The 12,919-nt window shown below is 41.9% G+C and carries 16 protein-coding genes; 10 read left to right on the forward strand and 6 right to left on the reverse strand.

Features of this window, described 5'->3' with window-relative positions:
* Nucleotides 1-3: 3 nt before the first annotated feature.
* On the reverse strand, nucleotides 4-486 hold the full coding sequence (locus DUL71_RS11970; protein WP_091167978.1) for an NADH-quinone oxidoreductase subunit B: 483 nt from the start codon (nucleotides 484-486) through the stop codon (nucleotides 4-6).
* Nucleotides 479-1,096: an NADH-quinone oxidoreductase subunit A gene (locus tag DUL71_RS11975; RefSeq protein WP_114938285.1), complete on the reverse strand. Its 618-nt coding sequence runs from the start codon at nucleotides 1,094-1,096 to the stop codon at nucleotides 479-481. Before DUL71_RS11975 ends, DUL71_RS11970 begins: the two co-directional genes overlap by 8 nt.
* Here DUL71_RS11975 and DUL71_RS11980 point away from each other — a divergent pair.
* Nucleotides 1,095-2,309, forward strand: coding sequence for a BaiN/RdsA family NAD(P)/FAD-dependent oxidoreductase (locus DUL71_RS11980; protein WP_114938286.1), 1,215 nt, complete (start codon nucleotides 1,095-1,097; stop codon nucleotides 2,307-2,309). The two genes, DUL71_RS11975 and DUL71_RS11980, sit on opposite strands and share 2 nt — an antisense overlap.
* Before the next feature lie 176 nt (nucleotides 2,310-2,485).
* Here DUL71_RS11980 and DUL71_RS11985 read toward each other — a convergent pair whose 3' ends face one another.
* Nucleotides 2,486-3,367, reverse strand: a complete 882-nt coding sequence (locus tag DUL71_RS11985) for a glycosyltransferase family protein (RefSeq protein WP_114938287.1) — start codon at nucleotides 3,365-3,367, stop codon at nucleotides 2,486-2,488.
* Between the two features lie 176 nt (nucleotides 3,368-3,543).
* Here DUL71_RS11985 and DUL71_RS11990 point away from each other — a divergent pair, with 176 nt between their 5' ends.
* From DUL71_RS11990 to purE, 3 genes are all read left to right on the forward strand, one after another.
* Nucleotides 3,544-3,933, forward strand: a complete 390-nt coding sequence (locus tag DUL71_RS11990; RefSeq protein WP_114938288.1) for a hypothetical protein — start codon at nucleotides 3,544-3,546, stop codon at nucleotides 3,931-3,933.
* 66 nt (nucleotides 3,934-3,999) lie between these two features.
* Nucleotides 4,000-5,139: a 5-(carboxyamino)imidazole ribonucleotide synthase gene (locus tag DUL71_RS11995; protein ID WP_114938289.1), complete on the forward strand. Its 1,140-nt coding sequence runs from the start codon at nucleotides 4,000-4,002 to the stop codon at nucleotides 5,137-5,139.
* A 110-nt stretch (nucleotides 5,140-5,249) separates the two neighbouring features.
* Nucleotides 5,250-5,750: a 5-(carboxyamino)imidazole ribonucleotide mutase gene (gene purE / locus DUL71_RS12000; protein WP_114938290.1), complete on the forward strand. Its 501-nt coding sequence runs from the start codon at nucleotides 5,250-5,252 to the stop codon at nucleotides 5,748-5,750.
* Nucleotides 5,751-5,901: 151 nt separating this feature from the next.
* Here the strand turns inward: purE and DUL71_RS12005 are convergent, their stop codons facing one another.
* Nucleotides 5,902-6,465 (reverse strand): YqgE/AlgH family protein, encoded by a 564-nt coding sequence (locus DUL71_RS12005; protein ID WP_112571819.1) that lies wholly within the window; start codon nucleotides 6,463-6,465, stop codon nucleotides 5,902-5,904.
* Between the two features lie 108 nt (nucleotides 6,466-6,573).
* Between DUL71_RS12005 and pdxH the strand changes: the two genes are divergently transcribed.
* The 4 genes from pdxH (at nucleotide 6,574) to DUL71_RS12025 (ending at nucleotide 10,038) form a co-directional block, all read left to right on the forward strand.
* On the forward strand, nucleotides 6,574-7,221 hold the full coding sequence (gene pdxH, locus DUL71_RS12010) for a pyridoxamine 5'-phosphate oxidase (protein WP_114938291.1): 648 nt from the start codon (nucleotides 6,574-6,576) through the stop codon (nucleotides 7,219-7,221).
* Nucleotides 7,218-7,715, forward strand: coding sequence for an NADH-quinone oxidoreductase subunit C (locus tag DUL71_RS12015; protein ID WP_114938292.1), 498 nt, complete (start codon nucleotides 7,218-7,220; stop codon nucleotides 7,713-7,715). The genes pdxH and DUL71_RS12015 overlap by 4 nt, the downstream gene beginning before the upstream one ends.
* 144 nt (nucleotides 7,716-7,859) lie before the next feature.
* Complete coding sequence (locus DUL71_RS12020; RefSeq protein ID WP_114938293.1) at nucleotides 7,860-8,708, forward strand: cupin-like domain-containing protein; 849 nt, start codon at nucleotides 7,860-7,862, stop codon at nucleotides 8,706-8,708.
* Between the two features lie 133 nt (nucleotides 8,709-8,841).
* Nucleotides 8,842-10,038, forward strand: a complete 1,197-nt coding sequence (locus DUL71_RS12025; RefSeq protein ID WP_425270976.1) for an NADH-quinone oxidoreductase subunit D — start codon at nucleotides 8,842-8,844, stop codon at nucleotides 10,036-10,038.
* Between the two features lie 182 nt (nucleotides 10,039-10,220).
* On the opposite strand, the gene DUL71_RS12030 is transcribed toward DUL71_RS12025, so the two are convergent.
* Together DUL71_RS12030 and DUL71_RS12035 are read right to left on the reverse strand one after the other, a co-directional pair.
* Nucleotides 10,221-11,312: a S1C family serine protease gene (locus DUL71_RS12030; RefSeq protein ID WP_114938294.1), complete on the reverse strand. Its 1,092-nt coding sequence runs from the start codon at nucleotides 11,310-11,312 to the stop codon at nucleotides 10,221-10,223.
* 12 nt (nucleotides 11,313-11,324) lie between these two features.
* Complete coding sequence (locus DUL71_RS12035) at nucleotides 11,325-11,894, reverse strand: RNA polymerase sigma factor (protein ID WP_114938295.1); 570 nt, start codon at nucleotides 11,892-11,894, stop codon at nucleotides 11,325-11,327.
* A 333-nt stretch (nucleotides 11,895-12,227) separates the two neighbouring features.
* On the opposite strand from DUL71_RS12035, the gene DUL71_RS12040 reads away from it, so the two are divergent.
* Both DUL71_RS12040 and DUL71_RS12045 read left to right on the forward strand, forming a co-directional pair.
* Nucleotides 12,228-12,437: a hypothetical protein gene (locus tag DUL71_RS12040; RefSeq protein ID WP_112571831.1), complete on the forward strand. Its 210-nt coding sequence runs from the start codon at nucleotides 12,228-12,230 to the stop codon at nucleotides 12,435-12,437.
* Nucleotides 12,438-12,616: 179 nt separating this feature from the next.
* Nucleotides 12,617-12,823, forward strand: a complete 207-nt coding sequence (locus tag DUL71_RS12045; protein ID WP_114938296.1) for a hypothetical protein — start codon at nucleotides 12,617-12,619, stop codon at nucleotides 12,821-12,823.
* The last annotated feature ends 96 nt before the right edge of the window (nucleotides 12,824-12,919 follow it).

The raw sequence follows: 12,919 nt of genomic DNA on the forward strand, positions 1-12,919 counted from the left end.
ATTTTACGCCTTTATCAACTGCTCGCCTTCAATCTTCTTCTGCAGTTCTAAAATAGCGCCAATAAGTGCTTCGGGACGGGGTGGGCAGCCTTGTACATATACATCAACGGGAATCACCCTATCTACGCCTTTTACCACGTGATAGCCATGCTGCCAGTACGGGCCACCACAATTAGAACAAGAGCCCATCGAGATGACGTATTTAGGGTCGGGCATTTGCTCGTAAAGGCGTTTGATACGCTCAGCCATTTTAAAGGTAACAGTACCTGCAATGATGATCACATCAGCCTGGCGGGCAGATGGGCGCGGGAAAACACCAAAACGGTCAAGATCATACGTGGAGGCCATTGAGCCCATCATTTCAATAGCACAGCAGGCTATACCAAAGCTAAGCGGCCATAATGATGACAGACGTGCCCAATTGAGCAGATCGTTCATTTTGGTTATCACTACGCCACCATTTTCACTTGTTATATCGTTATTCATTTGCAGGCTTTTTAAAGGCAGGTTTAAACATCGGTTTGCGGGCGGGCTCTGTTTGGGGAGTTGTAGTGGTAGTGGCAGCGGCAGTTGCAGTAGCAGGCACTACGGTATCGGCATTGAAAGCTTTTACTGTAAACGTGCTTTGCTCCCGGTTTAACTGCTCATACAATGATGGCGGGATATGCACATCGGTATGAGGTACAACCGGGGTCGGTTTTATCCAATCCAGGTCGCCTTTGCGCCAAACGTAAATTAAACCTATAATCAGGATGCCTAAAAACACAAACATTTCGGCAAGTGAAAGCCATCCCCAGCGCGTGTCCTGCGCCGCGATTTCATGACTTCCAAATACCGTTGCCCATGGAAAAATAAATACCATCTCTACATCAAACAGCAAAAAAACCAACGCTATAACATAAAAACGCGGATTAAAGGGCAACCACGCATTACCGGTAGGTTCCTCACCACATTCGTACGAGCTTAATTTTTCGGCGTTGGGATTATTAGGTGCTAAAAGTCTGTTGATAAAAAATATCACACACACCATTATTATCCCCGTAATAATAAAGATGAGTATCTTTCCAAATTCTGATATTTGCGAAACATCCGTCATGAGTACAAATTTAGTAAAACAAACAGATTTTGACGCTATAATAATTGGTGGAGGCGCATGCGGCCTCATGTGTGCCGTACAGGCGGGCTTTTTGGGCAAACGTGTACTGGTGCTTGAAAAAAACGACCGTGTTGGCGCCAAGATCCTCATCAGCGGTGGCGGGCGTTGCAACTACACCAACCTTTACGCAACAGATCAGCAGTTTATTTCGCAGAATCCACATTTCTGTAAATCAGCCTTTTCACAATGGACAGTTGATGACACAGTCAGCTTTTTTGAAACATATGGCATCAGCGGTAAAGAAAAAACACTTGGTCAGCTGTTTCCTATTAGCGACAAAGCAAAAGACGTTGTTGAGGTTTTTACCAACCTCTGCGATGATCTTGGACAGGAGATCTGGCTTGCTGCAGAAGTAAAAGCCATTGAAAAAACTGACGATGGCTTTACAGTCCGCGCCGAAGTAAATGGCAAGCAGGAATATATAAGCGCCGCCAGCGTGGTAATGGCGGCGGGCGGTTTGCCTATTCCTAAAATGGGAGCTACCGATTTCGGCCTGCGTACTGCCCGCAACTTTGGTTTAAAAGTTACCGACACCGCTCCCGCCCTGGTGCCGCTTACCATTACCGGTAAAGACCAGCCATGGTATGAACAACTATCCGGCAACAGCATTTTTTGCAGGGTTTGGAACGACAGGGCAAGTTTTGAAGAAAACATCCTGTTTACCCATTGGGGACTTAGCGGGCCGGCTATTTTGCAAATTTCTTCCTACTGGAAACCCGGCGAATCCATCAATATCGACCTGCTCCCCAATCAAAACATTGCCGACCTGATTCAACAGGAAAAGGAAACCAATGGCAAAAAAATGCTGCTGGCCTATATAGCATCATTATACACCCGAAAGTTTGCAGAGGCCTTAAGTGACAAACTGCCCGCTGAGAAAAACATGGCCTCGTTGAACAAAGCCGATATAGAAAACATCAGCGCGCTTATTCATGATTTTAAGGTGAAACCTGCCGGCGATAAAGGTTATGATAAAGCCGAGGTGATGCGCGGCGGTGTGGCTACTGATGAACTATCATCCAAAACACTGGAAGCTAAAAAAGTACCCGGGTTGTTTTTCGGAGGTGAATGTGTGGATGTTACAGGTTGGCTTGGCGGTTATAATTTTCAATGGGCCTGGGCAAGCGGCTTTGTAATCGCGCAGAATATATGACCGCTGATTTTATTGATGCCGCTGATTGCGTTGATGCTATTTCACACGTGCCATCTTTCGATTCAAGCCGTGTACATCTCCACCACGTCATTGCGAGGCACGAAGCAATCCATAATTAGCAGGTTCGCCCTGTATAGTTTGCGATTGCTTCGTACCCCGCAATGACGATAGTTTATCTATCGCTCCACTATCTTGTAGTTTTTATATTCGCTAACCCTCCAACCGGTAATATCTTCTACCTTCTGTAGTAATTTACGGCGAAAATCCATCTGTTTTCTCAGTTTCTTATGGTCGAAATCGATATTCCAATTGGTGGCTGCAATCCGTTTTTGCATTGGCGCGGGGTGTGTCCCGGTAAAGCGGATCAGGCGATCTGCATTGCTGTAGTCAAACTCGTAAGTTTCGGGCAGGTTTTGCGCCATCCAGTTTTCATCATGATAAAACTGGTTAAAATTGCGCACCTTATTGCTTAAGCCTTTAGGTGGCTTGGCCCAACCATAATGATAGATATAAGCATCAATGAGTTTTACATTTATCTTACGATTATCAAGTCTGAAGCCCTGAGCATCCCGGTATGAATGGATGCCTTTGATGTTCTTGAGTAAACGGATTTCGCGGCGGTACCAACGTCTCGAATGCCCGTAATAATCATACGAGCCATAAAAATGCAGGTATTTAAACAGCAGACCTTCGATATTAGGCTTATTCAAAGCTTCCTGCATTTCCTTTTTTATCAGCGGATGATATTTTTCGTGTACGGCTTCGTCACCCTGAATGTAAAAGCACCAGTCGGCATCCGGCGATATAGCAGCAAAAGCTTTATCCGTTTCTGTAGCAAACACCTTCCCCCCTTCTCGCTGGGATTCGTCCCAAACCGAATCGATGATTTTGATAACCGGCGAGTTGATAGCCTCGATCAGTCCGCGGGTACCATCGTCAGAATTACCTACCACAACAATAAATTCATCGCAAAGCGGCAATATCGATGTAATGGCCTCAACAATGGGATAATCGTTACGTACTGCGTTCCTGATAAAGGTAAAACCGGATACTTTCATAGCTGCGAAGATAATTAACAGAATCAAGACTTATAGAAACAAGATTCGAGACAGTACTCAGTGGCTACAATCAATTTGTGACATTGGGATTAACGCATTTTGGCCGCCGATGCGTTAATTTGTAAATTATTAATTTATCGCATTATTAGCGATAACCCATATCAATCAATATCACTATGAAGGCACTCGCCAAACAGCTTTTTAAAACTTTCCTTTTTTCGGTTATCATATCCATCATAGCAAGTTGTGCTTATTACGCGCTTCAACACAAAGGCGTAGGTGAAGATTTAAAAGTAATACTACCCTCACTCTCAGAGAGTTTAGCATTCCTCAATATCATTATTTTTGTAATGACGCTGCCTATGTTGTTTTTAGCAAACCCGGCATATTACAATAACCTTTCAATAAGGCTTGTGCTTTATTATGCCGGTTCTGTTGTGTTTACCATTACAGCGTTCAGGCTGCAGTTAAGTCCCGAAAACAAGGCGTTTTACTTTATTACCGCCATCACCTTCATCATAGTACACAGCGTTTTTTATTACCTGATGACCAAAAAACGTCGTTAAGCCGGTGTTGTTGAAAGCATTTATAGACTTTTTGAAAGATTTAGGCTAAACTTGCAGTTGCAAAACATGAAAGCATTTTACGGAGATTTAAAACTGGGTATTTTAGGCGGCGGACAATTGGGCCGCATGCTGATACAGCAAGCCATAAACTATAATGTGACGGTTAAAATACTCGACCCTGACCGCGAAGCACCATGCCGTAAACTTTGTGATGAGTTTACCGTAGGCTCACTGGCCGATTATGAAACGGTGTATAACTTTGGCAAAACTGTCGACCTGCTTACTATTGAGATAGAGAAGGTTAACGTTGATGCCCTTGAACAACTGGAAAAAGAAGGCGTGTTGGTTTACCCGCAATCGCGCATTATCCGGTTGATACAGGATAAAGGTTTGCAGAAACAGTTTTTTAAAGAAAACGATATCCCTACTGCCAATTTCCAGATCATTTCGTCTCCTCAGCAACTTCAGCAAAGTTTAATTCCTTTCCCATACATTCAGAAATTACGTAAAGACGGCTATGATGGCAAAGGCGTATATAAAGTAATTGACGAAAGTTACCTTGCAGGTGCCTTTAAAGAGCCAAGCCTTATTGAGCAATGGATTGATTTTGAAAAGGAGATAGCCGTAATTGTTGCCCGCAATGAAAACGGAGAGATCAGTACCTTCCCGATGGTTGAAATGGAATTTAATCCTAAAGCCAACCTGGTTGAGTTTTTGATCGCCCCTTCTACCCTGCCATTCGCCATACAGCAAAAAGCCGAACAAATAGCCAAAAAGATTGCCGACAGCCTTAAAATTGTAGGTTTATTAGCCGTAGAAATGTTTTTAGATAAACATGGCCGCATCCTGGTTAATGAACTGGCGCCACGCCCACACAACAGCGGTCACCAAACTATTGAAGGTAATGTTGTATCGCAATTTGAGCAGCATTTAAGGGCGATATTTAACCAACCATTGGGTGATACAGCTTGCCTTAACAACGCCATTATGGTTAACGTTTTAGGTGAAGCCGGATACGAAGGGCCTGCGATTTACCAGGGCATCGAAAAAATATTAAAAGTACCTGGAGTGTATATCCATCTTTATGGCAAAGCCTTAACTAAACCATTCAGGAAGATGGGGCATGTTACTATAGTAGATGCCGATAGAGAAAAAGCTATAGAAAAAGCACGGTTTGTGCAGAAGACACTAAAAGTAATTAGTTAATAAATCACCGCGCGTCATTGCGAGGAACGAAGCAATCCCAAACTATACAGGGCGAACCTGCTAATCGGGGATTGCTTCGTTCCTCGCAATGACGCTTATAAAATACAACCATGAGTACCACTACAAAAGTCGCCATTATAATGGGCAGCAAATCAGACCTGAGCGTAATGCAGGATGCTGCTGATGTTTTAGCCGAATTAGGCGTTGATTATGAAATAACCGTTGTTTCGGCCCACCGCACACCCGACAGAATGTTTAGCTATGCACGTGCCGCTGCTGATCGCGGTATAAAAGTAATTATAGCCGGTGCCGGTGGCGCAGCGCACTTGCCAGGCATGGTTGCTTCATTAACTCACCTGCCGGTAATTGGCGTACCAGTAAAATCAAGCAACTCTATCGACGGCTGGGATTCTATCCTGTCCATATTGCAGATGCCAAACGGTATCCCGGTAGCTACAGTAGCATTAAACGCGGCTAAAAACGCCGGGATCCTTGCAGCGCAGATCCTATCGACAGCAGATGAATACCTGGTAAAAAACCTTATCGACTTTAAAGAAAATCTTAAAAAGAAAGTTGAAGAGTCGGCAAAGGAAATGGAAGACGGGGATTAGTGAGTAGCAGTTTTTAGTAGCAGTGGCAGTTCCAGTAATAATTTGACTAAAAAAGTAAAGGGCAGGTTTTATAAACATGCCCTTTACTTTTTTACTTCCACTGAAAACTGCTACTGCTACTAAAAACTGCAACTGCCGCTAAAGCCTGCCACTAATTCAAAGCCGGATTTTCAGGGAAATTAGCTATATGGGCATAACGCTGGCCGAGGCTGATCACTACCTGTCGCCACAGGTTTTGCTCATCAAGGGTGAACAGCGTTTCTACGTCAAATTTATTGGTCACAATCCAACTGTCTTCTTTTATTTCTTCGTCAAGCTGTTGAGGAGTCCAGCCAGAATAGCCTGCAAAAAACTTAATTTCATCTGTTCCTAACTGATAATTGGATACCAGCTCTTTCACCTGGTCAAAATCACCACCCCAGTAAAGGCCATCGGCAATTTCAATTCCGCCTTCTATTTTATCGGGAGCGCAGTGGATAAAATGCAGTGTATTTTTTGCAACCGGGCCACCTTCGTAAACGGGCATTTCGGAGTATGAAACATCCGGCAGTACATCGCCTAATAAATATTCACTTTGATGGTTAAGGATAAAGCCCATAGCACCATCTGCAGAGTATTCTGTCAAAATTATTACTGCTCTTCTAAAATTCGGATCCATCATAAAGGGCTCCGAAATGAGTAAATGGCCTGCCGCGGCCGCTATAGGACTAAGCATAAAGTTTAGCGTTTAAATACATAACAAGCATAGCAAAAATATGTTCAATTATGAATAATGATTTACATCATTATATACGGTTTAATTAATTTGTAAGTTTGCATTAAAATGAATCAGCAGGAAATACAAAATTTAAGGCAGGATTATAGTGCCTCTACACTGTCAGAAAACAGTACCAAGGGCGATCCTATTAAACAGTTTGAACAATGGTTTAACGAAGCGTTGGAGGCAAAATTGCATGAGCCCAACGCCATGACGCTTTCAACCGCTACTGTAAATGGTAAGCCTTCGGCCCGTATTGTGCTTTTAAAAGGCTTTAATACAGGTGGTTTCATATTCTTTACCAATTACTTAAGCCGCAAAGGCAAAGAGATAGCCAAGAACCCGCAAGGCGCTTTAACATTTTTTTGGGGAGGGTTGGAAAGGCAGGTACGTATTGAAGGTACTATCGAAAAAGTAAGCAAGGAAGATTCTGAAAAGTATTTCCATTCGCGCCCTAAAGGTAGCCAGGTTGGTGCGGTAGTATCCCCACAAAGCCAGGAAATTGAAAGCCGTGATGCATTGGAGCAAAAATGGAGCGAACTGGAAGCTGAATATGCCGACAAGGAGGTGCCTAAACCATCGTACTGGGGGGGGTATATCTTGAAGCCTCAATTGATTGAGTTTTGGCAAGGCCGCCCAAGCCGCATGCACGACCGTATCCTGTATAAAAAAACTGATAAAAAAACCTGGAAAAAAGTACGCCTTGCACCATGAGTTTTGATGATATTAAACAACTGCTCACCGAAAAATTCGGTGATACCGTAATTACTGGCGAAGAAACAACCGGTTTACAACCGGCATTACTCATCAACCCGGATGATATTACTGCCGTATGCCTGGAATTACGCAATAACTCCAAAACTTATTTCGATTTTCTGTCGAGCCTGAGTGGCGTACACTATAATGATGAAACTAACCGCTATGGCGTGGTTTATCATTTGGCATCTATACCGTATAAAACACAGCTAACCCTAAAAATCAGCAAACCTCACCCTAAAGAGAGTTCTGAGTTGCCCGAGTTTAAAAGCATTACATCGGTTTATCGTACGGCCGACTGGCACGAACGTGAGGCTTATGACCTTTTAGGAATATATTTTGAAGGCCATCCTGATCTTCGCCGCATTTTGCTGCCAGATGATTGGGAGGGTTTCCCTTTGCGGAAAGACTATCAAAACGCCGAGTTTTATAAAGGCATCAGGATAGATTAGCTTCGCAAGCTAATCGTAGTTAACATGATGAATATTTTGTGAATATTAAAATTTCAGGCTTAACTATTTAAGCCCTTTCCCGTATAATATCCGTAGTTTAAATAAATCTTTTTTGTAAGATTGTATAACCCTATTTACTAAACCATGGATATTATAAGGAGAGATAACATCACCTACGAGGAATTTATTGAGGAACACTACAAACCCGGCATTCCGCTGGTTTTTACCAAGGCTGCTAAAGTTTGGAAAGCGAATGGCCTCTTTACCCCCGATTGGTTTCGTGAAAATTATCCCGACCGTAAAACCGATGTTCGTGGTACCACTTATACCATGAAACAGATAATGGATATGGTGGAGGCCAGTACCGAAGATAAACCGGCCCCCTATCCTATGATCTTTGATATCCCGTCAACCATTCCGGAATTGATGCCGCTTCTTGATCCGCTTGACTTAAATTATGCCTCACCTAATTGGCTGCGAAATAAAATGTTTAATATCGGTAAATGGGGCGGCGCTATTGAAATGTTTGTTGGCGGCCCTGGTGGCAGGTTCCCTTATATGCATATTGACTACTATCACCTTAATGCCTGGATTACCCAGCTTTATGGCGAGAAACGTTTTACTGTATTCCCACGCGGCCAGGAAGAAATGCTTTATCCGCGACCAGATGATCCATGGCGTTCAGAACTGAATATTTTTGAACCGGACTATGAAAAATATCCAAAGTTTAAAGATGCTACTCCTATCCATTTTGTTGTTGGCCCGGGCGAAACATTGTTTATTCCTTTTGGCACCTGGCACTCAGCATATTCATTAACACCAACTATATCGGTTGCTTTTGATACGCTAAACAATAAAAACCATAAAGAATTTATGAAGGACGTTTGGACCTTCAAAAGCCGTGACAGCAAGGCAAAAGCCGTTGCTATGTATAGCTATGCGTGGCTGGCAACTCAAATAAGCAAAATGACCGACAAATCGTCTGTTAAATAACAGGCCATCGATTTTACTTCATTTTTACCGGAAATTAGCCCGATAAATGAAAAAAAAAACTGATTTTTGGTATCCGGCCGTGCATCTCATGCAATATGGCCGGATACTAATTTAACAGGATATAAAATTGGTCATCACAAACCCGAAATACGAAGAAGCCCTCCTCAGGTATAATAAAAAAATAGCCGACGCCAGCGTTGAGGATATGATCCTGAATGTGGGCCCGCAACACCCCTCAACCCACGGTGTTTTGCGCCTGGAATTGATTACCGATGGTGAGATCGTAAAAGAAGTTATTCCACATATAGGTTACCTTCACCGCTGCTTTGAAAAGCACGCCGAATCGCTAACCTATCAGCAAACCATCCCTTTTACCGACAGGTTGGATTACCTGGCTTCCATGAACAACAGCCATGCCTTTGTGATGGGTGTTGAACGTATGATGGGCATTGATAAAGATATCCCTAAACGTGTTGAATACATCCGCGTACTGGTTTGCGAACTTAACCGTATTGCTTCGCACCTGATAGCTATAGGCACTTACGGTATCGACATTGGCGCCTTTACCCCTTTCCTCTGGTGTTTCAGGGATAGGGAGCATATTATGGGGATGCTGGAATGGGCGTCGGGCTCGCGCATGTTATATAATTACATTTGGGTTGGCGGCTTGTTTTATGATTTACCGGTAGGTTTTGAAGAACGATGCCGCGAATTTGTGGAATACTTTAAGCCCAAAATGGTTGAGCTTAACCAACTGCTTACAGATAACCAGGTATTTATATCACGTACGGCCAATGTGGGCGTTTTACCACTTGATGTGGCAATCAACTATGGCTGCTCTGGCCCAATGCTACGCGCATCCGGCTTAAAATGGGACTTACGCCGTATAGATAATTACTCAGCATATCCGGAAATTGATTTTGAGATCCCGATTGGACAAGGTCTGATGGGTAAAGTTGGAGATTGCTGGGACAGATATAAAGTACGTGTAGATGAAATTGAACAATCATTAAGAATAGTTGAGCAATGCCTTGACCGTTTGCAAAAAGAATTGAAGCGTACTCCTGATTTTGATCCGCGTGCTAAAATGCCGCGTAAAACCATTCCCAAAGCACAGGATTATTATGTACGCTGTGAAGGTGCCAAAGGTGAGCTTGGCTTCTATTTTATGACAGACGGTAAATCGGAGATCCCTACCCGTGTAAAATCCCGCGGGCCAAGCTTCAATAACCTTTCTGTGCTACCTGAACTATCCAAAGGCGTACTTATCGCCGATCTGATAGCCATTGTAGGCTCTATCGACTTTGTTTTGGGCGAAGTGGATAGGTAGCATAAACTAATAAATATGTCATTGTGAAGCGTAACAACCGCACGGAAGAGCGGCCTTGTATAGCATGCGATTGCTTCGTCGTTCCTCCTCGCAATGACATAAAAATATCACCACAAGAAAAGAGACACCTCACGGCGTCTCTTCGCATTTAATATATTAATTTTTATTGAGTGGGCTATCGATTATTGGTTGTATACTTTAACCATGAAAACATAGTTTTTAAGTTTTTTACTCAATTGAGTACTGCTTAAACCGCTTAATTTATTCTTGGTGTTCATATTAAGGGTTTTAGACAAAGAATCTGTTGGGATATTCTGTATGGTTTTCAATAGGTAAGTTGACTTTTTAGCAAAATATGCGCCGGCAACCTGAGTTTGTCTGGCGGTGATCACACCTATCACGTTTCCCTTTTCGTCAAGCAGCGGGCCGCCTGAGTTACCTGGATTTACCGGAACAGAAATTATATACTCGGTACTATCATTTGAATAGTTAGCGGCCGAAGCTAAATATCCTGCGCCATAAACCACATGATCTGTAGGGTAACCCAGTGTATAAACATTCTCACCAAGATCACCTTCCGAGCGTTTCAAATTATATGGTATAGGCCCTAAATTTTTGAATGAAGGATCATTTATTTGTAGTATGGCCAGATCATATTGAGGTTCAGTATAAATAACTTTAGCATGAAACGACTCGCCTGCCGCATTCTGAACGTAAACAGAATCGGCATTTTTGATCACATGATAATCTGTAGCCAAGTAGCCGTTTGATGTAAGTGCAAAACCGGTGCCCCTGAAATTTGCGGGTGGCCTAACCGGTTTAGGCTTTTCCGGAGTACGTCCATGACCTATTTGAGTCACGGTCTTCTCCATCTTATCAATTTTTTCACTCAATTGCTGATATTTTGACCTGTCATTATTCAACTTACCTGTTAAGATCAGGATAGTTAAAACACCGAAGATAGCAACCGAAGCAGCTACAGATATCTTTGAATGATGGTTACGCCACATGCGCACAATCCACACAGGGTGAATTGTTACTTCTTCCTTCAGCGCGTGAACGTCAATCTCACTGTGGATAGCGTTTAAACGGCTTTCCAATTCAATACGCTCGCCATACTGCTTCAGTAAGCCGATAAATTGAATGTGCTCGGTAACTTTACTTTCTACAGCCGCGTTATTTTTACGGAGCAGTTCAAACTGAACCCGTTCTTCGGCGGTCATGCTCCCGTCGAAGTAGCGCTCGATAAATTCCGTAAGTTGGTTGTCACTCATCTCTTGATCTCCTTATTTTTGCTGAAAAAACAATTTCTTCAGCCTTTGCAAGCATTTGTACTTCTGGGTTTTGGCATTATCAGCATTGGTATAGCCAAAACGTTCGCAGATCTCCTGCATCGATCTGTTTTTAATATAAAAATCCTCCATAATGGTTTTACAGGGTTCGCCCAATTGTTGGAGCGCACTCTCCATTTTACCAAACTGGATATCCCTGTCACTATGGCTTTCTATTTCTTCTTCAACGGGTAGGTGCTCTTCAAAATCCCTGATATCGCCACCGTACCGGTTCATCTGGCTTAGCCTTTTAAGCCAAAGCCGTCTGCAAACCGAATATATGTAGGTTTTAAGCTTGCTGTTAAGCTCAAAATCCCCGCCTTTAATCTTATTGTAAAGAACTATAATGGCTTCCTGGTAAATATCCTTGGCATCGTCCTCATCGCCGTTGTTATTGATGATCAACTGTAATATCATCGGAAAGTAGGTTGTATAGAGCCTTTTCAGCACTACTTCCGAGTTATTCAGTATCCCAAGAACTATTTCACTATCTGTTGGAGCCGAAGCTTTTAAGTCTTTATTCACTCTTAATACTATTTAGGTCAAATTGTAACCCACTATTATCAAAAAAAATCAAACTAAAATAAATTAATAACATTCGCATTACATTTCACTGCCTGTAACGATTATATGTTGCGTTAAAGGTACTGTTTAATACCTGCAGACAAACAAGGTAACCCAATGTTGAAAAAACTATGCAAGCAAATCTGCAATAAAAAGTTCGCTTGCAAAACAAGTTATATTTAAACTAATAATCCTTAGAATTTACAATTAGTTAATTTTTATGGGTTACCTTTTTCACTAAAGCGTATTAATCTTCAAACGATCACAAAACATTAACATTTTAAAACTTCAAAAATGAAAAATTCATTCAAATTAGGTTTCGTAGCTTTAGTTCTTGCAGCTTCTTTCTCAGCTTGTAACGGTGACTCTAAAAAAGGTGGCGAAGATACTACTAAAACTACAGTAGTTGATTCAACTAAAGTTGTTACTGATTCAACTAAAACTGCAACTGATACTACTAAAGTTGCTGCTGATACTACTAAAAAAGATACCACTAAGAAATAATTATTTCTGATAAAATAGAAAGCAGTTAAATATCATTTTTAATTTTTTTCTATTGATTTTTTAGTTATCCATCAATAAAAAAGGTGACTTGTAATTTTTTTTAAAAATTATGGGTTACCTTTTTTTGTTTCTGGTATTAAGGTGTAAACTATTAAATCACTTATTAAAAAATTTAAAAAATGAAAAACTTCAAATTAGGCTTTTTAGCTTTAGCTATCGCTGCTTCTTTCGCTGCTTGTAAAGGTTCATCTTCAGCTTCTTCTGCTGATTCAACTAAAGCTGATTCATCTAAAATGGCTGCTGATACTACTAAAGCTGACACTTCTAAAGCTGACACTTCTAAAATGGCTGCTGACACTACTAAAAAAGACACTACTAAAAAGTAATTTGACTTTTTTTGTTAAAAAAATGCCCCGATTTTTCGGGGCATTTTTTTTTGCCTTGATAATTTCCAAACAATTTGTTCCGGTATTGCTTAAATG

The organism is Mucilaginibacter endophyticus (genome assembly GCF_003351025.1).
Classification (GTDB): Bacteria; Bacteroidota; Bacteroidia; order Sphingobacteriales; family Sphingobacteriaceae; genus Mucilaginibacter; species Mucilaginibacter endophyticus.